Genomic DNA, 24,005 nt, shown 5'->3' with positions numbered 1-24,005 from the left:
CCGACGCCCCAAGCCCCCGACCGCGACGGTGGCTTCGCCAGCCTCACCGATGCTGATCACGCCGCCCCTGCCGGGTGACCCCAGCCGCCCTGGCTGAGCCGATGCCCCATGCCGTGGCGGGACCCCGGCCGTTCCGGCTGTACCGGCCCCTGCGGGTCCGGCCGCCGGGGCTGCGCAGGTCCGTTCAGCCCCCGGCTGTGCCATCGACTGCGTCGGCACGGTCACCTCGGCCGTCTGAGCCACCCGGTCGCCCGGTCACCCGGGGCTGCGCCGATCACTCCGGCTGCTCAGACGGCCTTTGGCGGTCCGGCCTCGACGGCGACGCGGGCAGCCCCGGCCGCGACGATGCCCGCCCTGCTGTGACGGCGACAGCCGCACCGGCCAGGCCAACCACCCTGCCCGCGTGGCCGCCTCGGTCGCCCGAGGCCATGCCGGCCCCGGCAGTCGCGACGCTGCCCTCGGACGCCCCGGCCGTGGTGACGCCCCCCGCCCACACCGGCCGGGGGGCGACTGCCCTGCTGGGCAGGACCATCCCGCCCCGGCCACCCAGGGCGCGCCGTCTACTGCGGCCGTTTCACCGGACCGGGTCCCGGTCCGGTGCCCCAGGCCCGGCCAGGCAACCCGGTCACCCGGGGGCCACACTGACCACCCCGGCAGCCCCGCATCTCGCGGCCACACCGGCCGTGACGGCGACCCCGGCTGCACCGGCCACGCCCGCCACCACACCCGTGTCCACCACTTCGGTCACCGGCGCGCCATGCCGACCACCCCCGGAGGTCCCGACGCCCCCGGCCAGGCGCGGCCACCCCGCCACCCCCGGAAGTCCCCACGCCCCGGCCCGCCCGGCCACCCCAGCAGCCCCGGCGCCCCGCCCCGCCCGACCACCCCACCGCCCCGGCCCGCCCGACCTCAGCCACCCCGGGCAGCCCCACCGCCCCACCCCGCCCACCCCCCCCGCCTCCCCGCCCCCACGCCCCGCCGGGCCACCCACCCCCCCCCGGGTTGAGGCGCCCTCAAGTGCCCTCCGGCAGGGTGGGCACCCTCAGCATGGGGACGGTTCCGGGGAGGGGTGGGGCGTGGTGGGGCAGCGGGTGTACCGCAGTCGGGCCGGGCGGGGCGTGCCGGCGCCCGCCGGGGTGGTGTACGGGATGCTCGCCGACGCCGCGCGGTGGCCGCTGCTGCTGCCCGCACCCCTGCACGTCGAGCGCATCGACTTCGACGGCACCCGCGAACGCCTGCGCCTGTGGGACCTCACCACCGCCGGGCACGTCCGCTCCAGCCACCTCCACCGCACCCTGGACCCCCACGCCCGCACCCTCACCTTCCGCCAGGAAGACCTCACCCGCCCCCACACCCCCACCACCGGCACCTGGACCGTCCACCCCGACGGCGACACCCGCACCCGTCTGACCCTCCACCAGGAACACACCGCCGAAGCCCTCACCGACCCCGCACACCACCAGCAGCACGCCCAGCACGACACCGACACCCTCCTCGGCCAGCTGACCGCCGCCGCGGCCGGATGGGAACACCTCGACGGGCTCCTGCTGGCCTTCGAGGACTCCCTCCACCTCGACGGACCCCCCGAACTCGTCTACGACTTCCTCCACCGCATCGCCGACTGGCCCGCCCGCCTGCCCCACATCGACCACGCCGACGTCCGCGAGGACACCCCCGGCATCCAGCTCGCCGACCTGCACACCACCACCCCCGACGGCCGCCCCGCCACCACCCGCACCGCCCGCCTGTGCTTCCCCGCCGCCGCCCGCATCGTCTTCAAAGAACTCCACCCCCCCGCCCCCCTCGCCGCCCACACCGGAGAATGGACCCTCACCCCCCACCACGACGGCACCCGCGCCACCTGCACCCAGCAGATCCTCCTGCGCCCCACCCCCCACACCACCGCCGCCGGGCACGCCGAGACCCGCCGGCAGATCCGCACCCGGCTCTCCGCCACCAGCCTGCGCACCCTGCGCCTGGCCGACTGGCGCGCCCGCACCGCCGTACGCCGGCTGCGCTCGGCCTGAACGAAGGAGCCCCCATGGCCCCCACCCGGCCGGCCCCCCACACCACCCCCTACACGCCGCAGGCGCCGCTGTACGTCCACGGCCCCGACGGCCCCTGGGAAGAGGTCCAGGCCCGCCTGGAGGACACCGGCCGCGCGGTGGTCTGCGCCACCTGGGGGGAGTGGATGACCGCCGTCCTCCTCGACCCCGCCCTGCGGCCCCTGCTGGGGGAGGACTGGCCGCGGTTCCGCCGCACCCCGCAGGCCGCCGCCCGGATGCGGTTCGCCGTCTCCCGCCACCTCCTCACCCACACCGCCGCCCTCGCCCTGGACCTGCCCGCCCCCGCCCTCCGCCCGGTCCACGGCCCCGCCGGCCGCCTGCGCTACCACGCCCCCGACGGCTCCCCCTGCGTGGAGACGGCCCTGGCCCACAGCGGGGAACTCGTCGTCGCCGGCGTCAGCCGCACCGGCCCCCTCGGCCTCGCCGCCGAACCCGCCACCCCCCACGCCCTCCCCGGAACCGAACACCCCCCGCGCCTGCGCACCCTGCGGACCGCCCGCACCCAGGCCCTCGGCCCCGCCACGGGGGAGGGGAGCGGCACCGCACCCCCCGACACGGGACAGTGGCAGTACGCCACCCACCTCCTGCACGGCCGCTACCTGATCGCCCAGGCCCACCGCACCCCCTGACAACAGACCCGCCCCCGGCCCCGGCAGACGCCGGACACCGGGGGCGGGAGCGCTCTCAGGCCGCGAACAGGTCGAACGTGGAGGTGTGCCGCGGCCCCGCCAGCACATCCAGCGCCGGATCCACCGCCAGCATCGCCTGATGCAGCCGCTGCAACTGCGGCGACGGCTCCACCCCCAGATCCTCGATCAGCCGGGCCCGCAGCCTGCGGTAGACATCCAGCGCCGTGGCCTGCCGCCCCGACCGGTACAGCGCCACCATCACCTGCGAGTGCAGCCCCTCGTGCTGCGGATGACGCGCCGTCAGATCCGTGAGTTCGGCGATCAGTTCACTGTGCCGGCCCAGCCGCAGATCGGCATCGATCCGCCGCTCCACCGCCACCAGCCGGCTCTCCTCCAGCCGCATCACCTCGATGTCGAGGATCGGCCCCACCCGTACGTCGACCAGCGCGGGCCCCCGCCACAGCTCCAGCGCCGCCCGCAGCCGGGCCGCGCACACCTGGTCGTCACCGGACTCGAACGCGCCCTGCCCCTCACGCACCAGACGCTCGTAGTCGTGCACGTCGACACTGTCCTCGGGCACCTGCAGCAGATACCCGCCGTGCCGGGTGGCCAGCACCTCCTTGGCCCCGCCCGGGGAGTCCGGCCCCATCGCGGTCCCCAGCCGCCGGCGCAGCTGCAGGATGTAGGTCTGCAGCGTGGTCAGCGCGCTCTGCGGCGGCTGCGTCCCCCAGATCTCCTCCATGAGGGTGGGAACGGGTATGACACGCCCGGGATACAGCGACAGCAGCGACAGCACCTGTCTCGGCTTTCCCGCGGTCGGAACGATGGATCCCCCGTTGACCTCGGCACTCAACGGACCCAGAACCTGAATCCTCACGGTCTCCCCTCCGCACTCTTCGAATTCACCCGGTCACCCGGTCACCCGGCATTTTCTGCCACCGGTGGCGAAGGAAATGCCCCCGTGCCGCGCACGCTAGCCGGGGTGGAGGTATTCCATCTCTTTCCTCCAGCGGATTTCGAGCCGTCTTCGGTCACGGCCAGTCGATCCGCACCCCCGCCCCGCCCGCCGGCACCCCCGCGACCGGAGCCGCAGCGGGGGCCGCCGCGGCCGGGGCGACCGGCCAGTCGATCGGCCCGCCCGCCTGCGCACCGCCCCCCGAGACCAGCACAGCCGCGCAGGCCACCGCCACGGTGGCGACGACACGGACGATCCCGACGCGGGCGGTGCGGGCGGTGTTCCTCATGACGACCCCTCCATGGCAACGATGTGTTCTTCCCTGGCAAGTCCTGTGCCAAGAAGCTTCACCGCGACCGCTCGCGATCCGCTCCAACCTCACTCAAGAATCCCTGGAGAACACCACCCGAACCGCCCTGACCTGCACCGCAATTGACCCCGCCCGCCCTGGAAACCGTATTGCCCGGCATTGCCAGACAGGCCGGAACTAGAGCCCCGCCGGAGCGCCCGGCGCCCGGCATTGCCAATCCCGGCCACCCCTGGGCAAGGTATTGCCAAGCCATTGGCAATCACCGGACATCCCGGGCCGTGCGCACCCCATTTCCCTTTTTCCGCCGCACGGGCCCCGACAGCGGGGGGAGGCCCCTCACCATGAACGCGCCGCCGCAGCACGGCCACCACCGCACCGCCCACCTGGACACCGCCCGCACCGGACGCATGCCGGACGCCGTCCGCGCCGTACTGGCCCGCCGCACCGCCCTCGACGACCAGCGCGCCCCCACCCCCGCCGGCAGCACCGCCTCCCACGGACGGGTACGGGAACACCTCGGCCGGCTCCTGGGCGTCCCCGCCGCCCGCACCGCCCTGGCCACCAGCGCCGCCGACGCCTTCGACACCCACGTCCGCGACACCCCCCTCGGCCCCCGCGACCGGATCTGGACCACCCCCCACGAAACCCTCGCCCGCCTGCACACCCTGCACACCCTGCGCGAACGCACCCGCTGCCGTCTGGAGGTCATCCCCCTGCGCCCCGACGGCGACCTCGACCTGGACTGGATCGCCACCCACCTCGGCCCCGACGTCGCCCTCGTCTCCGTCGCCCACCTCTCCCCGGCCTGCGGAACCGTCAACCCCGTCGCCGCCATCGGCCGCCTCCTGGCCCCCCACCGCGCCCGCTACGCCGTCGACGCCTCCCACTCCGCCGGCCTGCTGCCCCTGCACGCCGCGGCCGCCGCCTGCCACCTCCTGACCGCCGACGGCCACCGCTTCCTGCGCGGCCCCCACCCCACCGCCTTCACCTGCACCACCCCCGGCCCCGAAACCGGCCCCGCCCCGGTGCCGGAGGTTCCCGAGCCCGCCGCCGTCGCCGCCCTGGAAGCCGCCCTGGCCCACCACGGCACGACCGCCGCCCGCCCCCATGAAGACCTCCTGCCCCGCCTGCGCGCCGCCCTCGCCCGCACCCCCGGCATCACCGTGCTGCCCGCCGGCCGCCACCAGGCCGGCATCCTCGCCTTCCGCCACCGCACCGTCCCCGCCGCCGCCCTGCGCCACGCCCTGGCCCGCCGCGGCGTGCTCCTGTCCAAGACCGTCGCCCACGAACACCCCCTGCACCCCGCCGGCCGCGACGGCGACCCCGCCCTGCGCGCCAGCGTCCACCACGACAACACCGCCCACGACATCGACCGCCTCGAACAGGCCCTCGCCGAAGCCCTCCGCGAACACCACACCACCACCGCCACCGCCACCCGCACCGGCAGCGCCGGCACCCGCCCCGCCCTCGCCGCCACGGCCGGCGACCACCCCACCCCCACCACCGCCACCGCCACCGCCCCGCGCCCGCTGCGCCGGCGCGGCCACCTCACCCTGCACCCCACCCCCTGAACCACCCCACTGCCTAACCACCGCGCCCCACAACCGTGTTCACCCGATCCCCGGAGGACAGTGATGACCATCAGTGACGCACCACCCGTCCGCGCCCTGGACCGCGCCGCGGAGCTGGCCGCCCTCAAGGCCCACGCGATCGCCGGCCCCGACGAGCGGGCCACCGAACGCCAGCACGCCAGAGGCAAACTCACCGCCCGCGAACGCATCGGCCTGCTCCTGGACACCGGATCGTTCCGCGAGATCGAAACCCTGCGCCGCCACCGCGCCACCGGCTTCGGCCTGGAGACCAAGAAGCCCTACACCGACGGCGTCGTCACCGGCTGGGGCACCGTCGAGGGCCGCACCGTCTTCGTCTTCGCCCACGACTTCCGCATCTTCGGCGGCGCCCTGGGCGAGGCCCACGCCGAGAAGATCCACAAGGTCATGGACATGGCCCTGGCCGCCGGCGCACCGCTGGTCTCCCTCAACGACGGCGCCGGCGCCCGTATCCAGGAAGGGGTCTCCGCCCTCGCCGGCTACGGCGGCATCTTCCAGCGCAACACCAAAGCCTCCGGCGTCATCCCGCAGATCTCCGTCATGCTCGGCCCCTGCGCCGGCGGCGCCGCCTACTCACCCGCCCTGACCGACTTCGTGTTCATGGTCCGCGAGACCTCCCAGATGTTCATCACCGGCCCCGACGTCGTCCGCGCCGTCACCGGCGAGGAGATCACCCACAACGGGCTGGGCGGCGCGGACGTCCACGCCACCGTCTCCGGCGTCGCCGCGTTCGCCTACGAGGACGAACCCGGCTGCCTGGAAGACGTACGCCACCTGCTGTCCCTGCTCCCCGCCAACAACCGCGAGATGCCGCCCCACCAGGACACCGGCGACCCCGCCGGGCGCCGCACCCCCGCCCTGGCCTCGCTGGTGCCCGCCAGCCCCCAGCAGGCGTACGACATCCGCGCCGTCATCGAGGAGATCGCCGACGACGGCGACCACTTCGAGGTCCAGCCCGCCTGGGCACCCAACGTGGTCTGCACACTGGCCCGCATGGACGGCCACGTCACCGGCTTCGTCGCCAACCAGCCCGCCGCGCTCGCCGGGGTCCTCGACATCCACGCCAGCGAAAAAGCCGCCCGGTTCGTACAGTTCTGCGACGCCTTCAACATCCCCCTGGTCACCCTCGTCGACGTCCCCGGCTTCCTGCCCGGCGTCGACCAGGAACACGGCGGGATCATCCGCCACGGCGCGAAACTCCTCTACGCCTACTGCAACGCCACCGTCCCGCGGATCTCCCTGGTCCTGCGCAAGGCGTACGGCGGCGCCTACATCGTCATGGACTCCCGCTCCATCGGCGCCGACCTCGCCCTGGCCTGGCCCACCAACGAGATCGCCGTCATGGGCGCCGAAGGCGCCGCGAACGTGGTCTTCCGCCGGGAGATCGCCGCCGCCGCCGACCCCGACGCCCTGCGCGCACAGAAGATCAAGGAATACACCGCCGAGCTCATGCACCCCTACTACGCCGCCGAACGCGGCCTCGTCGACGACGTCATCGACCCCGCCGACACCCGCAGCGTCCTCATCGACGCCCTCACCATGCTCCGCCCCAAATACGCCGACCTGCCGTCGCGCAAGCACGGCAACCCGCCCGTATGAGCACCCCCGCCGCCCCGGCCGGCCCCCCGCCCCCCGGCCCGGCCGGCCTGTGGCGGATCCGCGGGGGCGACCTCGGCCCCGACGAGACCGCCGCCGTCCTCACCGTCCTGACCGCCCTCCTCCTGCACCACACCACCCCGCCCCCGCCCGCGCCGCCGCCCCCGCGGCCGTCCTGGGACCGGGCACCCCGCGTCCGCCACCCCCGCACCGGCAGCTGGCGCCCCCACTGAGAACACCGCCCGGCGGGGGCGCCTCGATCCCCCTTCCGCCGCGCCACGAGTTGCCTGACCCACCCTGGGCGCGGCACACACGGGCGACGGAAGGGGACCACGATGACGGTCAGAGCGATGGACAGGGCCCCCGAGCGGCCCGTGGCCCTGGTCACCGGAGCCACCAGCGGCATCGGACTGGCCATCGCCCGCGACCTGGGCGCCCGCGGCCACCGCGTGTTCCTGTGCGCGCGCACCGCGGCCAAGGTCAAGCAGACCGTCGCCGACCTCCAGGCCGAGGGCATCACCGCCGAGGGCACCGCCGCCGACGTCCGCGACCGCACCGCCGTACGCGAACTGGTCGCCGCCGCCGTCGCCGCCTACGCGGACCCCGTCAGCATCCTGGTCAACAACGCCGGCCGCAGCGGGGGAGGAGCCACCGCCTCCCTGACCGACGAGCTGTGGCACGACGTCATCGACACCAACCTCAACAGCGTCTTCCTCCTCACCCGCGAAGTCCTCACCAGCGGCGGCCTGGCCGCCCAGCCCTGGGGCCGCATCATCAACATCGCCTCCACCGCCGGGAAGCAGGGCGTCCTCCTCGGCGCCCCCTACACCGCCTCCAAGCACGCCGTCATCGGCTTCACCAAAGCCCTCGGCAAGGAACTCGCCCCCACCGGCACCACCGTCAACGCCGTCTGCCCCGGCTACGTGGAAACCCCCATGGCCGCCCGCGTCCGCACCGGCTACGCCCAGGTCTGGGACACCACCGAGGACTACGTCCGCGAACAGCTCGAATCGAAGATCCCCCTCGGCCGCTACTCCACCCCCCAGGAAGTCGCCGGCCTGGTCGGCTACCTCACCACCGACCTCGCCGCGTCCATCACCGCCCAGGCCCTCAACGTCTGCGGCGGCCTCGGCAACTCCTGACCCCCGCACCGGAAAAGGGGGAAGGGCCCCGGACGGCCGTGCCGTCCGGGGCCCTTCCCCCTTGCGCGCGCCCGCCACCCGGTACGGGTCACACCGCCGGCGGGAAGGGCGCGGCGTCCCACACCACCGCCCGCGGGGCGATGCCCGCCTCCCGCCACCGCCCCACCACCGCCGGGTCCACCGCCTCGCCCGCCAGCAGGACATGCCGCAGCGCGGGCAGCCGGCCCGCGCCCGCGACCGCGGCGAGCCGGGCGAACGCCGACGGCAGCTGCACCGCCACCGTCACCTCCTCGCCGGCCAGCAGCCCCGCGAAGGCGTCCGCGTCGGCGCACACCTCCCGGTCCACCACCACCGCGCACCCGCCCGACAGCAGCGGCCCCCACAGCTCCCGCATGCCCACATCCAGGCTCAGCGAATGGAAGAACGACCACACATCCCCCGCACCGGCCTCCACCAGCCGTACGGACTCCCGCGCCCACGCCAGCACCTGAGCGTGGCTCACCTCCCCTACGCCGGCCGCCCGCCCGGGATCCCCGGCCGCGGGCAGCGCCAGGAACGCCGTCCCCGCCCCCACCCCGGCCGCCGTACCCGCTGACCGGGGGCGGGAGGCGAGGACGAACCGGCCGGCCTTGGCCACCGGTATCTCATCGCGCAGCAGCCCGCAGTCGGAGACCACCCAGCCGGCGCCGGCGGTGCGCATCAAGAACTCCTGCAGGCCCGCCGTGTGGGCCGGCTCCAGCGGCAGCACCGCCGCCCCCGCCCGCAGCACCCCGACCACCGCGCCCGCCATCCGGCACGAGCGGGCCGCCCGCACCCCCACCGCGCTGCCGGGCCCGGCCCGCCCCGACAGCCGCCGGGCGATCTCGTCCGCCAGCCACTCCAGCTCCAGATAGGCCACCTCGTCCTCGGTGTCCCGGGCGGCGATCCGGCCCGGGCAGGAGGCGGCCACCGCCGCGAAGGCACTGTCGAGGCGGTCCTCCTCCCGCGGGCCGCCCCCGTGCGGGCCCAGCCCGATCCGGCCGAGCAGACCCGCCAGGTCCGCGGACAACTCATCGAGCTCCGGACGATCCGGCGTGGCGTTCATACGGCCTCCCGGGCAGCAAGGACACGACATGGGCGAAGCCGATGCTGCCGCCCCGCACACGAGAACCGCTCAAGCCCCACCCCACCCCCCGCCGCACCCCTGCCCGCACCCGCCGCCCCCGCCGCGCCCCTCACCCGCCACCCCCGGACAGTGCGCTACAGCACCGCTCGAAGAGCCCTCCACGACCGGTCGAGGACCACTCCACAGGCCCTGGCCCACCCCCCGCGGCCATGCCTACGATTCCCGCACTCACGCCGCCGCCGCACCGCCAGCCGCCGCGCTCCGGCCACCACCGGTAGACGCACGCACATGGAACTGAGCTTTGTGGCGATGGCCCGTCTCGCGAGACTGGACTTGACTGTACTCATGACTCAGAACGCGCAGAACACCCAGATCACCCTTGTCATCGGCGGTCACGGCAAGACCGGACGCCGCGTCGCCGAACGCCTCACCGCGCAGGGCCGCCAGGTCCGCATCGGCTCCCGCAGCGGCGAGCCCGCCTTCGACTGGCACGAGCCCGCCACCTGGCAGCCCGCCCTCGAAGGCGTCGACCGCGTCTACGTCACCTACTACCCCGACCTCGCCTTCCCCGGCGCCGCCGAACAGGTCGCCGCGTTCTCCAAGGTCGCCGTCGCCGCCGGCGCCCGCCGCCTGGTCCTGCTCTCCGGCCGCGGCGAGGAAGCCGCCGAGGTCAGCGAGAACAACCTCAAGGCATCCGGCGCCGACTGGACCATCGTCCGCTCCAGCTGGTTCAACCAGAACTTCTCCGAGAGCTTCTTCCTGGAGCCCGTACTGGCCGGCGAGATCGCCCTGCCCACCGGCGACGCCGTCGAAGCCTTCGTCGACGCCGACGACATCGCCGACGTCGTCGTCGCCGCCCTCACCGACGACAAGCACATCGGCAAGACCTACGAACTCTCCGGCCCCCGCCTGCTCAGCTACAGCGACGTCGCCGCCGAACTGTCCAAGGCCACCGGACGGCAGATCACCTACATCTCCGTCACCAACGAGGAATACCGCGCCGTCCTGCGCGAGAACGACCTCCCCGAGGACTTCGCCGACCTCTTCACCATGATCCTCGACGGCCGCAACGCCCACCTCGTCCACGGCGTCGAGGAAGCCCTGGGCCGCAAGCCCAAGGACTTCGCCGACTTCGCCCGCGAGGCCGCCGCCACCGGCGTCTGGAACGTCTGACCACCACCACCGCAGACCCCACCGACCGGGCGGCGACTCTGGTACGGCCGCCGCCCGGCCCACGGGCCACAGGAGGACCCATGCCCGCCCACAGGACGTACTCCAGCGAACACGGACTGGCCTCACTGCCCCCGCACTTCCACGGATTCGCCCTGATGCACATCGCGATGCGCCGCGACGCAGCCCGCCTGCGGACCGCCGCACCCCGCTGGAACGGCGCCGGAACCCTGTGGTGGCAGCACCTGCGCGAAACCATCGAATGGCACCACACCAGCGAGGACCACGTCCTGTGGCCCGCCCTGCGCCACCGCGACCGCGACTTCGACGCCCAGGCCCGCGAACTCCACGACGACCACGAAGAACTCGACGCCGCCATGACCGCCGTCACCACCGCCATCACCCGCCACGGCGACGGCCTGCCCGCCGCGGCCACCACCTTCGAAGGCGTCCTGCGCGACCACCTGCGCGACGAGGAGACCATCGTCTTCCCCGTCTTCGACCGCCTGGGCGAACGCGCCTACCTCGCCGAAGAACGCAAAGTCGTCGCCAGCGCACCGATGCACGTCATGACCCGCCTGCAGCCCTGGATGTTCGACGGCGCCTCCCGCCAGGACCTCCAGCACGTCCGCGCCACCATCCCGCCACCGGTCCGCCTGCTCGGCGCCACCGTCCTGCAACGCCGCTACACACGCACCCTGAAGGGAATCCTCACGTGACCACCACGACCACACAATCGGTGACCCTGGTGGCCGCGACCGTGGGCACCGGCCTCATGGCCGGCCTCTACTTCGCCTTCGACATCTCCGTGATGCCGGGCCTGGGCCGCGGCGACGACCACACCTACGTCACCGCCATGCGCAACATCAACGACGCCATCGACAACGGCCTGTTCGGGCTGCTCTTCCTCGGCGCGTTCCTCGCCACCGGCATCGCCGCCACCCAGGCCCAGCGCGGCGGCCACCGCGACACCGCACGCTGGGGCTGGCTCGCCTTCGCCCTCTACGGCCTCTCCCTCGCCGTCACCGCCATCGTCAACATCCCCCTCAACAACCAGCTCGCCCGCGCCGGAGCCGACGCCACCGCCGCCCGCACCCGCTTCGCCGGCCGCTGGAGCACCGGCAACATCGTCCGCACCCTCGCCTGCACCGCCGCCCTCGCCGCCCTCGGCCGCGCCCTCACCCTCCACGGCCGCCCCGACACCCCCTGACCCGCCGGACAGGCCCCCACCCCCCACCCCGTGGACCGCGCCCGCTCTCCATCCGTCCCCCGCGGGAGAGCGGGCGCACCCCCACGCCCCGGCCTGTACCGGCCGCCCGCACGGGCTGACGTACCGGCCCGATCTCCGACAGGATCCAGGACATGGACACCCTCACCGGCCTCCTGGAAGGCCCCAAAGCCCGCGGCGCCTTCCTGCTGAAATCCGTCTTCAACCCGCCCTGGTCCCTGCGCGTGGAGGACCACGCCCCCCTCTCCGTGGTCACCATGGTCCACGGCGACGCCTGGCTCCTGCCCGACCACGCCGACCCCGTGCGCATCCGCCCCGGAGACGTCGCCGTCGTCCGCGGACCCGACCCCTACACCGTCGCCGACTCCACCGGCACCCCCGTCCAGATCACCGTCGGACCCGAACAGCGCTGCAGCACCCGCGAAGGCGAAGACGTCACCGACACCATGGCCCTGGGCGTCCGCACCTGGGGCGACACCTTCCAGGACGCCGGCACCGCCGTCATGCTCAGCGGCACCTACCAGGCCCCCAGCGAAATCGGCCGCCGCCTCCTCAGCGCCCTGCCCACCCTCCTGGTCCGCCCCGCCGAAGCCGCCGACAACACCCTCGTCACCCTCCTCACCAGCGAGATCTCCAAAGACGAACCCGGCCAGGAAATCGTCCTCGACCGGCTCCTGGACCTCCTGCTCATCGGCGTCCTGCGCACCTGGCTCGCCGCCCCCGGCAGCGGAGCCCCCGCCTGGTACCGGGCCCAGTCCGACCCCGTCGCCGGCCCCGCCCTGCGCCTGCTCCACGAGAACCCCGCCCACGGCTGGACCATCGAGGAACTCGCCCACAAGGTCGGCGTCTCCCGCGCCTCCCTCGCCCGCCGCTTCACCGACGTCGTCGGCGAACCCCCCGTCGCCTACCTCACCGGCTGGCGCCTGGCCCTGGCCGCCGACCTCCTGCGCGAACCCGACGCCACCATCGCCGGCGTCGCCCGCCGCGTCGGCTACAGCTCCGGCTTCGCCCTGTCCACCGCCTTCAAACGGGTCCGCGGCATCAGCCCCCAGGAATTCCGCACCGGCACCACCCCCGCCACCGCCCCCGAAGCCCCCCGCCCGCCCCGCACCGTCGTCCTGCCCACCTGAAAACCCGCCCTGCCCCGCCCGCCCCGCCGCCGCACACCACCCCGGCGGCGGGCCCCCCGGGCACAAGGACACAAGCCCCTACGGGCACAGGGACACAAGCTCCTACGGGGCCACCCCGGCCGGAGCGTGGCGTACCACCGCGGTCAGCACCAGCCCGCCCGCCACCAGCCAGCGCCCCTCGTACACCGGATCCACCACCGCCGCCGCGGCCACCGGCGGCCGCAGCACCGCCCGGAACGTCCCCTCCCGCGACAACGCCACCTCCGCGTCGGCGAACCCCAGCCACAGCCCCGTCGCCGGATACCACGCCTTGTACACCGCCTCCTTCGCACAGAACAGCAGCCGCTCCCACGGCACCGAACCGTCCCGCGCGCCCAGCACGGCCAGCCGTCCGCGCTCCCGCTCGGAAGCGACCAGCCCCAGCACCCCCTCCGGCAGCGGCCCGGCCGGCTCGGCGTCGATGCCCAGCGCCGCCACCGTCCCCGCGGGCGCGGCCACCGCCGCACGGTAGCCCTCGCAGTGGGTGATGCTGCCCACCACCCCCGCCGGCCAGCCCGGCGCACCCCCCGGCCCGGGCAGCAGCGCCACCGGCTCCCGCCCGATCCCCGCCAGGGCCCGCCGCGCGCACGCCCGGGCCGTCGCGAACTGCCGGCGCCGCCGCTCCCGCCGCCCCGCCATCAACGCCGCCTCCGCCGGGAACAGCACGGCGGGCGCCTCGTCGTCGAAGGCTTCCGACGACGCGACGCCCGGCGGGAGGAGTTCCTCGATCATCGCGCGGCGAGCTCCGCCACCGCACCGACCGCCAGCAGCGGACGCTCCAGCGGCAGCATGTGCCCCGCCCCCGCCGCCTCCTCGAACCGCGCCCCCGGCAGGACCTGCGCCAGCGCCCGCGCCAGCGCACCGTCGATCACCTTGTCGGCGTCGCCGTGCACCACCACCGCCGGCACCGTGACCGCTTTCAGCGCCTCACGGACGTCCCAGCCGCGCGTGCAGCGGAAGAACTCCGCCCGCACCCGCGGCACCGCCGCCGCGAACATCTGCCGGTTGACCTCCCGCACCACCGGATCCACCGCCCTGCCCATGGTCGACCCCAGCAGCCGGCGCCCCAGCCACGGCACCCGCAACGCCCGCGAGAACAGCGCGCTGCCCATCATCCGCACCTCGCTGTCGGGGGTGTCCTGCCCGTGCGCGGCCGTCCCCAGCAGCACCAGACCCCGCAGCCGGCCCGCCGACGGCGACACCGACGCGTACGACAGCGCGGCGAACCCGCCGCCCGAATGACCCACGACCACCGCCTCCCGCGCTCCGGTCTCGCCCAGCACCGCAGCCAGGTCCGCGCCCAGCCGCTCCACCGACACCGGGCTACGGCCCAGCGTGGAGGCGCCGTGACCGCGCTGGTCGTAGAGCACCACCCGGTGCCCGGCCCGGATCAGCCGGTCCGCGACCGTCCCCCACGCCCGCCGGGTGTGCGCCCACCCGTGCACCAGGACCACATCCGCCGCCGGCCCCGTCCCCGCCAGCGGGGCCAGGACGCTCACCGCCAGCTCCGCACCGTCGTCGGTGCGCACCCGCAGCTCGTGGGTGACCTCCCCGGCCGTGGTCACCGCGCCACCGCCGACAGCCGCCGGTTGAGGGACTCGAACGCCGCCAGGGTGCCCTTGGAATGCTCCGCGCCCAGGTCGGCGACCTTCGCCAGCACCTTCAGCCAGCCGTGCGGCCGGCCCGTGAAATGCATCGAGATCCGGGTACGGCCGCCGTCCAGCGGCTCCAGACGGAAACTCGACGGCCCGCGGAACACCCCGTCGACGTACTCCACATCCAGGCGCCGGCCCGGCTCGACCGCCACCGTCCGGGAGGTGAACCGCAGTTTCAGCCCGCCCTTGTCGACACCCTTGGTGTGCACGGTCACCCCCACCCGCCCGCCGACAGCGTCGGGCGCGCCCGAGACGGACGTGAAGGTGTTGTGCGGCACCCACCAGGTGCCGGCCCCGCGGAACTCCGCGACGAGCGCCTCCCAGACGGCGTCCGCCGGGGCGTCGATCACCGCCTCGTCGATCAGGTCGTACGTGGTCATCACAAACCCTTTCCTCGCTAGCGGAACAACACAGAAGACGGCGGGGCAGAGGGGAACCGGCCCCCTGCCCCGCCGCCGGCAGGTCCACGACCGCCCGCACCCGCCGTCAGGCGAAGAAGCCCTGGCCGGGGGTGAACAGGTTCTGGGGGTCGTACTTCTTCTTCGCGTTCACGAAACCGCTCCACCGGTTCCCGAAGTGCTTCTTCCAGTCCGCACCCGACATCGGGATCGAACCCACCAGGTAGCGCTTGGCACCCAGGCCCACCGCGATGTCGTACAGCCGCCGGTTCTGGTCGATCATCCCCTGGATGTCCGGCTCACCGGGGTTGGGGAAACGCAGCAGGTCGAACAGGTACACCACCGACTCGTTCGGCATCATCGCCAGCGGCCGCTTGATCTTGGAGGAGAAGAACGGGTAGAAGAGCAGGAACCCGCCGCCCAGCGAATCCGCGTCCAGCTCCCGCTCCACCAGCTTCATGAACTGCTTGGTCTTCGACGCCGGCAGGAACATGCTCAGCCACGGCTTGGGCGTGTACCAGTGACCGCCCTCCTTCAGGACCGCCTCGTAGGCGTCCAGACGGAACATGTAGTCCCGGAAGGACACGTCCTCGATGACCGCGTCCGCCCGCACGTCCCGCAGACCGCACAGCAGCTTCTCGCGGTCCGGGGCCGTGGTGTTGTACGTCGCGCCGACCTCCAGCTTGTACCGCCAGCCCGACCCGTCCGGCTTGCGCAGCATCTCCCCGGCGTGGACCTGGAAGCGGCCCTCGGCCAGCACCTTCTCCGAGTCCGCCAGATACGCCTCGACCGTCGGGTAGAACAGGCTGAAGATCACCGACCGCTTCGGCGCCGGCACCAGCCGCACCGTGACCCGCACGATGATCCCGACCTGACCGCCGCCCGACAGCGCCGCGTTGAACAGATCGGAACGCACCTGCGCCGACGCGGTGACCAGCTTGCCGTCACCGGTGACGATGTCGATCGACTGCACCGTGTCGCACAGCAGACCGTACTTCTGCACCGTCCCGCCGATCCCGCCGATGCTGATCGTCCCGCCCACCGAGATGTACAGGTAGTCGGGCAGCGCCGGCGGGGTCTTGCCCGACTTCAGGGCCTCGTCCGTCAGCTGCCCCCACGTCACACCCGCCTCGACCACCGCGTGGTCGGAGCCGACCGACACGATCCTCGACATGCCCTTGGCGTCGATGGAGATCCCGCCCGGCACCCGCGCCTGCCCGTACACCGAGTGCGACTCGATGTCCGCGCCGGTCCCGCCCTGCCCGTTGACCGCGACCTTGATGTTGTTCGCCCGCGCATAGTTCACGATCTTGACGATGTCGTCCACACCGCCCGGCCGCAGCACCGCCCACGGCTTGCTCGGCGCCCCGTCGAAGAGGTGCCCGAAGTCGTTGGCGAACGCGTCGACCACGCCCGGGGTCGTCTCCAGCGTCCCGGCCAGCCCCGGCACCGGCACGACGTCCGAACTGCCCGCGGCCTCCGCGGCCGTCGCCCAGCTCTGCGAGACCGTGTTCCAGCCGACCACGGCCACCGCCGTCGTCGCGATACCGCCCAGGACCCGGCGGCGGGACGGCTGCGCGGCGGAGTCCGCCGCCCTTCTGTGGGTGTTGCTCATCTGACTGCGTCTCCTACTGGTGAGGTACCGGCGTGGTGCTGCGCACCCGGGAAGCGAGCTGGTACTCGCTCAGGTCAAGGCGCTTGGTGCCCCGGCGGAACCGCCAGGTGTACGTCGGGAACACCGAGGTGTTGCGGCCGTTGGCGTCCAGGTACCAGCTGCGGCAGCCGCCCGACAGCCAGACCGTGCCCTCCAGGTGCTTGTCGAGCCGGTCGTTGTAGGCGTCCTGCGCCTCCCGCCGCACCTCGATACTGGCCAGGCCCCGCTTCTGCGCCTGCACCAGCGCGTCCACGATGTACCGCACCTGCGCCTCGATCATCACCGTCTGCGAGGAGTGCCCCAGCGCGGTGTTCGGGCCCAGCAGCATGAACAGGTTCGGGAACCCGGCGACGGTCGTCCCGCGGTGCGCGGACATCCCGTCCTTCCACGCCTCCCGCAGCTGCACCCCGCCGCGCCCGAAGATCCGGCGCGCCACCGGGCGGTCGGTGGCCTGGAAACCGGTGCCCAGGATGATGGTGTCGACCTCGCGCTCGACCCCGTCACCGCCCACGACCGACTTCGCCCGGACCTCGGCGATCGCCTCGCTGACGATCTCCACATTGGGCTGCTGGATCGCCGGGTACCAGGTGTTGGAGAACAGCAGCCGCTTGCACGCCACCAGGTAGTCCGGCGTCAGCCGGGCCCGCAGCGCCTCGTCGGCCACCGACTTCTTCAAGTGGTCGCTGGCCATCTTCTGGACCTTCTCGGCCAGCTTGGGCCGCTTCCAGAAGAACGCCAGGATCTCCCGCCCCCACATGTTGAAGCCCCGCCGGAACTGCTGGTAGCCCGGCAGCGACCGCAACAGGGCCGTGTGCAGGGGGCTGTTGGCCTTGTCCGGCTTCGGGCCCACCCACGGGGGAGTGCGCTGGTAGAGGTCCAGGTGGGCGACCTCGGGCTGGATCGCGGGCACGAACTGGATCGCCGAGGCACCGGTGCCGATGACGGCGACCCGCCGGCCGGCCAGGTCGTGGCCGTGGTCCCAGTCCGAGGAGTGGAACACCGTGCCCTCGAAGTCCGCCAGCCCCTTGATGTCCGGCACCGCCGCCTCACTGAGGTAGCCGGTGCCGGTCACCAGGAACTGCGCGGTGTAACGGCCCTGGGAGGTCTCGATCTGCCAGTGCCGCTCGCCCTCGTCCCAGCGCGCCGCCTCCAGCTCGTGCCCGAAGCGGATGTGCGGGCGCACCCCGAAACGGTCCGCGGTGTCGCGCAGGTAGGCGAACAGCTCGTCCCGCGAGGCGAACGTGGACTTCCAGTTCGGGTTCCGGGCGAAGGAGAACGAGTACAGGTGGGACATGACGTCGCACGCACAACCCGGATAGCTGTTGTCACGCCAGGTGCCGCCGACCTCGTCGGCCCGCTCGAACACCAGGAAGTCGTCGATGCCCGACTGCAGCAGCCGGATGGCGGTGCCCAGGCCCGAAAAACCGGTACCGATGACCGCGACCCGCAGATGCCGGGTCGGGCCGTGGCCACCGGAGTGCCCCTCGGTGCCCGTACGCGCCCCGCCGTCCTTGGCCGGCTCGAGAATGCTCGTCACGTCGGGCCTCCTAGCGGCGCGTGATGGTGACGCGGAAGTTGTTGAAGAACTTGTCCTCGAGCGTGTACGCGAAGATGTCCAGGTAGCGCTCGAAGCGGGAGACGACCTCCTCGCCCTCCAGGGCGACCGCCTCGTCGCGGCGCTCGGCCAGCAGCACCAGCCACGCCCGGCAGGCCATCGCGAACGACTCGCGCTCGTTGACGATCTCGTCGATCTCGAACAGGCCCTCCGCCGCCGCGGACAGCTCGCTCAGGTGCGGGATGTGGCAGCCCTCGAACTCCGAGCGCTGCAGGAACTTCAGGTCGTCCAGCAGCGCCCGGTTCATCGGCAGCGCCTCGGCCGTCATCGTGTGCAGCACGAACTTCGCCCCCGGGTTCAGGGCGCCCGCGACCTGCTGGAAGAAGTACCGGTAGCGCTTGGTGCGCTCCTTGGGCGGCAGGTTGGAGGACACGAAGTGCTCCAGGGCGTTGATGCAGAACGCCGCGTCGTACTTCTCGCTGTCGTCGGCGACCTTGTAGTCCGCCCAGCTCTGCACCAGCGTGGTGATCCGCGGGTTGTCCAGCCCGGCGATGAACGCCTCCTGGGTCCGCGACAGCGTCAGCCCCACCGCCTGCTCGGCACCGTGCACGGTGGTCAGCCGGTTGAGCATCGTGCCCCAGCCGCAGCCGATGTCCAGCACCCGCCCGGTGCGGCCGGCGGCCACCCCCGCGAGCTCGGCGAACTTGTCGAGCTTGCGCTCCTGCGCCTCGTCCAGGGTGGCGACCAGGTCCTCGCCGTCCTCCCAGTAACCGCCGGAGTACATCATCGTGGGGCCCAGCAGGAGCCGGTAGAAATCGTTGCTGACCTCGTAGTGGTGCCTGATCGCATCGACCTCGGGGTCCACCGACTTGGGCGCGACCGTTGTCATCCTGATCCTCATTTCCTGCGTGTTCCGGCGGGCCGTCGTTTTCCGAATTCGCGATGAGGAAACCCGATCGCCCGCAAGGCCCGCGCAAGACGCCCCCCGCACAACCGGCCGGACCGTGTTGCGCGTTCCTTGCGGCCCCGGGGATTTCATCACTCTCGAAAACCAGACACGCACTGCCGAGTTGCATTGCCGAGAGAGGACCGACCCCATGTCGCTGCCCACCATCGAAGAACTGGCGAGCCAGCTCGAGGCCGTCTCGGGTGCCGCGGAGGTCAGCCCCGACGCCCCGCTCCAGCACATCGCGGACGTCGACTCGCTGGACCTGATGGAGTGGCTGTACGGATTCCAGAACCAGTACCCGCACATTCCGGCCGACGAGTCCCTCTTCGCCGACCTCGACGACACCACCACACTGCGCGACGTCTACGCGAAGATCGTGGACCTCGTCCCGGCCCAGGCGTAGCGAGGGGCGACGTGACCGGCTTCGACATCACCGGGTGGGGCATGTCCGTACCCGAACGCATCGTCACCAGTTCCGAACTCGCGGAACGCTTCGGCGTCGACGAGCACTGGGTCGTCAGCCGCTGCGGCATCCGCGAGCGGCGGGCGGTCGACCCGGGGCAGACCACCGCCTCCCTGGCCGTCGAGGCCGGCCGGCGCGCGCTCGACAAGGCGGGCCTGACCGGAGCGGACATCGCCCACCTCATCGTGGCGACCGCCACCCCCGAGCAGCCCTCGCCGGCGACCTCGGCGTTCGTCCACCACGAACTGGGCATCGCGGGCAGCGCCCACGACGTCAACTCCGAGTGCGCGGGCTTCGTCTACGGGCTGGTCTCCGCGATGGCGCTGATCGCCCTCGACCCCCGCCCGATCCTGCTGATCGGCTCCGACACCCACACCCTGACGGCCAACCCGGCCGACCGGGACCTGTCCATCCTCGTCGGCGACGGCGCGGGCGCCCTGGTCATCCAGCCCGGACCGGAGAACCGCGTCAAGGCATGGAACCTGGGCGCCGACGGCTCCTGCACCGGCTCCCTGAAGGTCCTGGCCGGCGGCAGCCGGATGCCCACCACCCAGGAAACCCTCGACGCGGGCCTGCACTACGCGCAGATCAACGGCAACGAGATCTACCTCAACGCCGTCCGCTACACCGTCCGCACGGTCCGCGAGACCCTGGAGAGCGCCAAGGTGGACGCCGCCGACATCGACCATGTCGTCCCCCACCAGGCCAACATCCGCATCATCAACTCGATCCTGGCGCACACCGGCCTGCGCCAGGAAGCACTGATCACCAACCTCCAGAAGTACGGCAACACCGCCTCGGCGTCGATCCCGATCGCACTGACCGAGGCCCTGGAGGAGGGCCGTATCAAAACCGGCGACAAGGTCCTGCTCGCAGGCTTCGGCGCCGGTATGACCTGGGGTTCGATCCTGATGGAATGGGGCGGTGCCGCGGCATGAGCAAGAACGGTGCGGGCGTACGGCCCGACTCCCCGGTCGCCCTGGTGACCGGCGCCTCCGGCGGCCTCGGCCAGGCCCTCGCGCTCGAACTCGACGCGCTGGGCTGCCGGGTCGCCGTCCACTACAACAGCTCCCGCGACGGCGCCGAGGCCGTCCGGGAGAAACTGACCAACCCCTCCGTCCTGGTCAGCGGTGACGTCGGCTCCTGGGAGGCCACCCAGGCCCTCCACGCGCAGATCACCGCCGAACTCGGGCCCGTCGACGTCCTGGTCAACAACGGGGCCATCCGCAAGGACAGCCTCATGGCCATGCAGAACCCCGCCGACTGGGCGCAGGTCATCCAGACCAACCTGATCGGCTCCTTCCACACCGCCCGCGCCAGCGTGCCCCACATGCTGCGCCAGAGGTGGGGCAGGGTCGTCAACATCGTCTCGCCGTCGGGGATCATCGCCACCGCCGGCCAGACCGCCTACTCCGCCTCCAAGGCCGGCCTGATCGGTTTCACCCGCACCCTGGCCGCCGAATGCGGCCGCCGCGGGGTCACCGTCAACGCCCTCTCACCCGGGTTCATGATCACCGGGATGACCGAGACCCTGCCCGACCGGGTCATCGAGGGCATGGAGGACAAGGCACCCATCCCGCGGTTCGTCACCGTGGAGGAAGTCGCCCGCAGCATCGGCCTCTTCCTCGACCAGGACTGCATGACCGGCCAGGTCCTGTCCATCGACAGCGGCGTCACCATCACCTGACCCCGCCCGCCGCACCCGCACCCGGCCCCGGCCTCCCGACCCCCCAGGGAGACCGGGGCCACCCCCATGCCCCCGCACCCGCGCCCACGGCACACACCAAGGGGGCCGCCACCACGCAGCAGCGCGGCGGCGGCCCCCTTCCTGCCGTGGGGTACGGGGGTCAGGCGGCGGGGGAGGAGCCCACCCGCCGGTGGGTGACACAGCCGTGCTCGGTCAGCGAGCACGGACGCGGCACCGGCACCCGGTGATCCATCTCGAACACCCCCATCAGCACCGGATCCAGGCACGTCACCGGCCGCGCCGCCGGCCGCGGCTCCGGAGTGCGCAGCAGCTCCAGATACGCCGCCTCCGTCTCCGGCGCCGGATCGATCCCCAGCTCCTCCGCCAGCACCTCCCGCAGCTGCTGGTAACTGCGCAGCGCCTCCGCCCGGTTGCCCGCCCGGGTGTGCGCCGCCATCCGGCAGCGGTAAGCGCTCTCACGGAACGGAGCCCGCCGCACCGCCTCCTCCGCGTAGCGCAGCGCGTGGTGCTCGTCGCCCAGCGCCGAGGAGGACAGACTCGCCGTCTCCAGCGCCTTGAGCCGCAGCTCCTCCAGCTGCTCGCGCATCGCATCCACCCACTCGCCCTCGTGCGAGGGCAGGAACGAACCCCGCAGGTTCGACACCGCCCCCGCCGCGAGCTGCTGCGCCACCGCGAAGGCGCCCTCCGCGTACGCCTCGGCCGCCTCGCTCACCGCGGCCTCGGCGACCTCCACGTCCACCGCCACATCCGCCGGCACCCGCAGGATGTACCGGCCGCCCTGCGCGACCAGGGGAGTGACCCCGGGCCGGTCCTGCGGGGTCGTCACGAACGTACGCACCCGGCTCACCAGGCTGCGCAGCGCCGACGCCCAGGTGTCGGGAAGGCCCTCGGGCCAGATGGTTTCGGCCAGCTGGTCACGGTCGGTGCCGCCGGCCCGCTCCAGGAGCAGCCGGGCGAACGCGACCTGTGCCTGCGCGCTCGACAGGTGTTGAGGCGGTGCTCCGTCCGGCTCGATCGTGACAAGACCTATGAGTCTGATCAGCACTATGCACTCTCCGAAACGGTCGGCTTCCGGCCGTGTCCCCCATAAGTTCGTGCGATCCGAAGGATACCGGCGGCCCTTCTCGGCATGTCAACACAGGCCGCCGCACATTACCCCGCGAATAAAACCGCAGGTCCCGGCATTCCGGGCCGGTATTCGAGTCCCGCTCCGGCCGCACTCCACTCCCGCTGCGGCCCGGCTCTTGCGCCGCTATTGCGCCCCCCGAGCCTTAATGGAATTCCACTAGAGCCCGGCCGGAGAAACGGCGGGGCGCCGATGGAGTTCCCTTCTGTGTCTCCGCCGGCCGACCGCGACGAGGAGAACCACGTGAACGCATCCGAAGCCTGGGACCGGCTCCAGCCGAAACTGGCCTACTTCCGCGACCGCGTCCGCACCCTGGAGTACGAGCCCAGCCGCAAGAACAGCTTCGTCGCCTACACCGCCGAACGGGACTCCGCCTACGCCGACCAGGACGGCCGCCGCCTGCTGATGATGTCCGGGTACTCCTACCTCGGACTCGCCGGCGACGAGCGCGTGGTCTCCGCCGCCAAGGCCGCCGTCGACCGCTACGGCACCGGCAACCACGGCGTCCGCGCCCTGGCCGGCACCACCCCCCTGCACGAGGAGCTGGAGGCGGAGGTCGCCAAGGTCGCCGGCCGCGAACGCGCCCTGGTCTTCGGCTCCGGCTACGCCGCCAACGTCGGCACCGTCGGCGCGATCGTCGGCCCCGGCGACACCGTCTTCATCGACAAGTACGACCACGCCAGCATCGTCGACGGCTGCAAGCTCTCCGGCGCCACCGTCACCCGCTTCCGCCACAACGACGTCGCCCACCTGGAGCGCCGCCTGGCCGCCGCCCCCGACACCGGCGTCCGCCTGGTCATCGTCGACAGCGTCTACTCCATGGACGGCGACATCGCCCCCCTGGTCGACCTGCGCAAGGTCTGCGACGCCCACAACGCGCTGCTCATGGTCGACGAGGCCCACGCCCTCGGCGTCATCGGCGCCACCGGCAAGGGCATCGAGGAGCACTTCCACCACGAGGTGAAGGTCGACATCAAGCTCGGCACCCTCTCCAAGGCCATCCCCTCCATGGGCGGCTGGGTCGCCGGCTCCGCCGAACTCATCCACCACCTGCGCTACGCCGCCCGCCCCTTCCTGTTCTCCGCCGCCCTGGGCGGGGCCCAGACCGGCGCCGCCCTGGAATCCCTGCGGATCATGCAGCGCGAACCGGAGCGCGTGCGCTTCATCCAGCGCGAGTCCGCCCGTTTCCGCGGCCTGCTCAACGACGCCGGCATCAGCACCGTCGACAGCGAGACCGCCGTCGTCCCCGTCATCGCCGGCTCCGACGAGTCCGCCTACGACCTGGCCACCGCCTACCGCAGGAACGGCGCGATCGGACTGCCCGTGGTCACCCCGGCCGTCCCCAACGACCTGGCCCGGCTGCGGATCGCCATCACCGCCGCCCACACCACCGCCGACCTCACCTTCGCCGCCGAGGCCCTCATCACCTCCGCCCGCGAGTGCCACATCATCTGACCCCGCACCCCCGCCACCACGCGCACCACCCGCGCACCCCCGCCACCACGCGTACCACCCCC

The 24,005-nt window shown here is 72.9% G+C and carries 24 protein-coding genes; 14 read left to right on the top strand and 10 right to left on the bottom strand.

The window, feature by feature from the left end:
• Nucleotides 1-1,076: 1,076 nt before the first annotated feature.
• Together ABZ873_RS13315 and ABZ873_RS13310 are read left to right on the top strand one after the other, a co-directional pair.
• A complete protein-coding gene (locus ABZ873_RS13315; RefSeq protein WP_360869770.1) occupies nt 1,077-2,027 on the top strand; it encodes an SRPBCC family protein in 951 nt (316 codons plus the stop codon).
• Nucleotides 2,028-2,041: 14 nt separating this feature from the next.
• Nucleotides 2,042-2,695 (top strand): hypothetical protein, encoded by a 654-nt coding sequence (locus tag ABZ873_RS13310; protein ID WP_360869767.1) that lies wholly within the window; start codon nt 2,042-2,044, stop codon nt 2,693-2,695.
• A gap of 55 nt (nt 2,696-2,750) precedes the next feature.
• On the opposite strand, the gene ABZ873_RS13305 is transcribed toward ABZ873_RS13310, so the two are convergent.
• Together ABZ873_RS13305 and ABZ873_RS13300 are read right to left on the bottom strand one after the other, a co-directional pair.
• Entirely contained in the window at nt 2,751-3,572 is an 822-nt protein-coding gene (locus ABZ873_RS13305) for an AfsR/SARP family transcriptional regulator (protein ID WP_360869764.1), read from the bottom strand.
• Between the two features lie 154 nt (nt 3,573-3,726).
• A complete protein-coding gene (locus ABZ873_RS13300) occupies nt 3,727-3,939 on the bottom strand; it encodes a hypothetical protein (RefSeq protein ID WP_360869761.1) in 213 nt (70 codons plus the stop codon).
• A 362-nt stretch (nt 3,940-4,301) separates the two neighbouring features.
• On the opposite strand from ABZ873_RS13300, the gene ABZ873_RS13295 reads away from it, so the two are divergent.
• From ABZ873_RS13295 to ABZ873_RS13280, 4 genes are all read left to right on the top strand, one after another.
• Entirely contained in the window at nt 4,302-5,531 is a 1,230-nt protein-coding gene (locus ABZ873_RS13295) for an aminotransferase class V-fold PLP-dependent enzyme (protein WP_360869758.1), read from the top strand.
• A 63-nt stretch (nt 5,532-5,594) separates the two neighbouring features.
• Nucleotides 5,595-7,169, top strand: coding sequence for an acyl-CoA carboxylase subunit beta (locus ABZ873_RS13290; RefSeq protein ID WP_360869755.1), 1,575 nt, complete (start codon nt 5,595-5,597; stop codon nt 7,167-7,169).
• The gene (locus ABZ873_RS13285; protein ID WP_360869752.1) at nt 7,166-7,399 is read left to right on the top strand and encodes a hypothetical protein; all 234 of its coding nucleotides are present in this window, start codon (nt 7,166-7,168) and stop codon (nt 7,397-7,399) included. Before ABZ873_RS13290 ends, ABZ873_RS13285 begins: the two co-directional genes overlap by 4 nt.
• Before the next feature lie 102 nt (nt 7,400-7,501).
• A complete protein-coding gene (locus tag ABZ873_RS13280; protein ID WP_360869749.1) occupies nt 7,502-8,308 on the top strand; it encodes an SDR family NAD(P)-dependent oxidoreductase in 807 nt (268 codons plus the stop codon).
• An 88-nt stretch (nt 8,309-8,396) separates the two neighbouring features.
• Here the strand turns inward: ABZ873_RS13280 and ABZ873_RS13275 are convergent, their stop codons facing one another.
• Complete coding sequence (locus ABZ873_RS13275; RefSeq protein ID WP_360869747.1) at nt 8,397-9,392, bottom strand: AMP-binding protein; 996 nt, start codon at nt 9,390-9,392, stop codon at nt 8,397-8,399.
• A 366-nt stretch (nt 9,393-9,758) separates the two neighbouring features.
• Between ABZ873_RS13275 and ABZ873_RS13270 the strand changes: the two genes are divergently transcribed.
• From ABZ873_RS13270 to ABZ873_RS13255, 4 genes are all read left to right on the top strand, one after another.
• Complete coding sequence (locus ABZ873_RS13270; RefSeq protein ID WP_360869744.1) at nt 9,759-10,586, top strand: NAD(P)H-binding protein; 828 nt, start codon at nt 9,759-9,761, stop codon at nt 10,584-10,586.
• 80 nt (nt 10,587-10,666) lie between these two features.
• Entirely contained in the window at nt 10,667-11,302 is a 636-nt protein-coding gene (locus tag ABZ873_RS13265; RefSeq protein ID WP_360869741.1) for a hemerythrin domain-containing protein, read from the top strand.
• Nucleotides 11,299-11,793 carry an anthrone oxygenase family protein gene (locus ABZ873_RS13260; protein ID WP_360869738.1) on the top strand — a complete coding sequence of 165 codons (495 nt, stop codon included), beginning with the start codon at nt 11,299-11,301 and terminating at the stop codon, nt 11,791-11,793. The genes ABZ873_RS13265 and ABZ873_RS13260 overlap by 4 nt, the downstream gene beginning before the upstream one ends.
• A gap of 152 nt (nt 11,794-11,945) precedes the next feature.
• On the top strand, nt 11,946-12,941 hold the full coding sequence (locus ABZ873_RS13255) for an AraC family transcriptional regulator (RefSeq protein WP_360869735.1): 996 nt from the start codon (nt 11,946-11,948) through the stop codon (nt 12,939-12,941).
• Nucleotides 12,942-13,043: 102 nt separating this feature from the next.
• Here ABZ873_RS13255 and ABZ873_RS13250 read toward each other — a convergent pair whose 3' ends face one another.
• The 6 genes from ABZ873_RS13250 to ABZ873_RS13225 form a co-directional block, all read right to left on the bottom strand.
• Entirely contained in the window at nt 13,044-13,712 is a 669-nt protein-coding gene (locus tag ABZ873_RS13250) for a 4'-phosphopantetheinyl transferase superfamily protein (RefSeq protein WP_360869733.1), read from the bottom strand.
• Nucleotides 13,709-14,545 carry an alpha/beta hydrolase gene (locus ABZ873_RS13245; protein ID WP_360869730.1) on the bottom strand — a complete coding sequence of 279 codons (837 nt, stop codon included), beginning with the start codon at nt 14,543-14,545 and terminating at the stop codon, nt 13,709-13,711. The genes ABZ873_RS13250 and ABZ873_RS13245 overlap by 4 nt, the downstream gene beginning before the upstream one ends.
• Nucleotides 14,542-15,015, bottom strand: coding sequence for an SRPBCC family protein (locus ABZ873_RS13240; RefSeq protein WP_360869727.1), 474 nt, complete (start codon nt 15,013-15,015; stop codon nt 14,542-14,544). Before ABZ873_RS13240 ends, ABZ873_RS13245 begins: the two co-directional genes overlap by 4 nt.
• Nucleotides 15,016-15,121: 106 nt before the next feature.
• Nucleotides 15,122-16,648: an FAD-binding protein gene (locus ABZ873_RS13235; RefSeq protein WP_360869724.1), complete on the bottom strand. Its 1,527-nt coding sequence runs from the start codon at nt 16,646-16,648 to the stop codon at nt 15,122-15,124.
• Nucleotides 16,649-16,661: 13 nt separating this feature from the next.
• Entirely contained in the window at nt 16,662-18,224 is a 1,563-nt protein-coding gene (locus ABZ873_RS13230; protein ID WP_360869721.1) for an NAD(P)/FAD-dependent oxidoreductase, read from the bottom strand.
• Nucleotides 18,225-18,234: 10 nt separating this feature from the next.
• Complete coding sequence (locus ABZ873_RS13225) at nt 18,235-19,131, bottom strand: class I SAM-dependent methyltransferase (protein WP_360869718.1); 897 nt, start codon at nt 19,129-19,131, stop codon at nt 18,235-18,237.
• A 208-nt stretch (nt 19,132-19,339) separates the two neighbouring features.
• On the opposite strand from ABZ873_RS13225, the gene ABZ873_RS13220 reads away from it, so the two are divergent.
• The 3 genes from ABZ873_RS13220 to ABZ873_RS13210 are packed head-to-tail and all read left to right on the top strand — an operon-like array spanning nt 19,340 to nt 21,341.
• Entirely contained in the window at nt 19,340-19,594 is a 255-nt protein-coding gene (locus tag ABZ873_RS13220; RefSeq protein ID WP_030390264.1) for a hypothetical protein, read from the top strand.
• A gap of 11 nt (nt 19,595-19,605) precedes the next feature.
• Complete coding sequence (locus ABZ873_RS13215) at nt 19,606-20,592, top strand: ketoacyl-ACP synthase III (RefSeq protein WP_360869715.1); 987 nt, start codon at nt 19,606-19,608, stop codon at nt 20,590-20,592.
• Nucleotides 20,589-21,341 carry an SDR family NAD(P)-dependent oxidoreductase gene (locus tag ABZ873_RS13210; RefSeq protein WP_360869712.1) on the top strand — a complete coding sequence of 251 codons (753 nt, stop codon included), beginning with the start codon at nt 20,589-20,591 and terminating at the stop codon, nt 21,339-21,341. Before ABZ873_RS13215 ends, ABZ873_RS13210 begins: the two co-directional genes overlap by 4 nt.
• A 160-nt stretch (nt 21,342-21,501) precedes the next feature.
• On the opposite strand, the gene ABZ873_RS13205 is transcribed toward ABZ873_RS13210, so the two are convergent.
• Nucleotides 21,502-22,407, bottom strand: a complete 906-nt coding sequence (locus tag ABZ873_RS13205; protein WP_360869709.1) for a bacterial transcriptional activator domain-containing protein — start codon at nt 22,405-22,407, stop codon at nt 21,502-21,504.
• A 324-nt stretch (nt 22,408-22,731) separates the two neighbouring features.
• Between ABZ873_RS13205 and ABZ873_RS13200 the strand changes: the two genes are divergently transcribed.
• Nucleotides 22,732-23,943 (top strand): aminotransferase class I/II-fold pyridoxal phosphate-dependent enzyme, encoded by a 1,212-nt coding sequence (locus ABZ873_RS13200; protein ID WP_360869706.1) that lies wholly within the window; start codon nt 22,732-22,734, stop codon nt 23,941-23,943.
• Nucleotides 23,944-24,005: the final 62 nt, after the last annotated feature.

It is taken from the genome of Streptomyces sp. NPDC047014, from assembly GCF_040644195.1.
Taxonomy (GTDB): domain Bacteria; phylum Actinomycetota; class Actinomycetes; order Streptomycetales; family Streptomycetaceae; genus Streptomyces.
Note: the sequence above shows the minus strand (reverse complement) of the source record. Positions and strands in the feature narration are given on the sequence as shown.

What these genes read in the sequence shown, in the direction of transcription:
- ABZ873_RS13310 (WP_360869767.1), top strand. Translation starts at nt 2,042, where the DNA reads ATGGCCCCCACCCGGCCGGCCCCCCACACCACCCCCTACACGCCGCAG.
- ABZ873_RS13300 (WP_360869761.1), bottom strand. Translation starts at nt 3,939, where the DNA reads ATGAGGAACACCGCCCGCACCGCCCGCGTCGGGATCGTCCGTGTCGTC.
- ABZ873_RS13295 (WP_360869758.1), top strand. Translation starts at nt 4,302, where the DNA reads ATGAACGCGCCGCCGCAGCACGGCCACCACCGCACCGCCCACCTGGAC.
- ABZ873_RS13290 (WP_360869755.1), top strand. Translation starts at nt 5,595, where the DNA reads ATGACCATCAGTGACGCACCACCCGTCCGCGCCCTGGACCGCGCCGCG.
- ABZ873_RS13285 (WP_360869752.1), top strand. Translation starts at nt 7,166, where the DNA reads ATGAGCACCCCCGCCGCCCCGGCCGGCCCCCCGCCCCCCGGCCCGGCC.
- ABZ873_RS13280 (WP_360869749.1), top strand. Translation starts at nt 7,502, where the DNA reads ATGACGGTCAGAGCGATGGACAGGGCCCCCGAGCGGCCCGTGGCCCTG.
- ABZ873_RS13275 (WP_360869747.1), bottom strand. Translation starts at nt 9,392, where the DNA reads ATGAACGCCACGCCGGATCGTCCGGAGCTCGATGAGTTGTCCGCGGAC.
- ABZ873_RS13270 (WP_360869744.1), top strand. Translation starts at nt 9,759, where the DNA reads ATGACTCAGAACGCGCAGAACACCCAGATCACCCTTGTCATCGGCGGT.
- ABZ873_RS13265 (WP_360869741.1), top strand. Translation starts at nt 10,667, where the DNA reads ATGCCCGCCCACAGGACGTACTCCAGCGAACACGGACTGGCCTCACTG.
- ABZ873_RS13255 (WP_360869735.1), top strand. Translation starts at nt 11,946, where the DNA reads ATGGACACCCTCACCGGCCTCCTGGAAGGCCCCAAAGCCCGCGGCGCC.
- ABZ873_RS13250 (WP_360869733.1), bottom strand. Translation starts at nt 13,712, where the DNA reads ATGATCGAGGAACTCCTCCCGCCGGGCGTCGCGTCGTCGGAAGCCTTC.
- ABZ873_RS13240 (WP_360869727.1), bottom strand. Translation starts at nt 15,015, where the DNA reads ATGACCACGTACGACCTGATCGACGAGGCGGTGATCGACGCCCCGGCG.
- ABZ873_RS13235 (WP_360869724.1), bottom strand. Translation starts at nt 16,648, where the DNA reads ATGAGCAACACCCACAGAAGGGCGGCGGACTCCGCCGCGCAGCCGTCC.
- ABZ873_RS13225 (WP_360869718.1), bottom strand. Translation starts at nt 19,131, where the DNA reads ATGACAACGGTCGCGCCCAAGTCGGTGGACCCCGAGGTCGATGCGATC.
- ABZ873_RS13220 (WP_030390264.1), top strand. Translation starts at nt 19,340, where the DNA reads ATGTCGCTGCCCACCATCGAAGAACTGGCGAGCCAGCTCGAGGCCGTC.
- ABZ873_RS13210 (WP_360869712.1), top strand. Translation starts at nt 20,589, where the DNA reads ATGAGCAAGAACGGTGCGGGCGTACGGCCCGACTCCCCGGTCGCCCTG.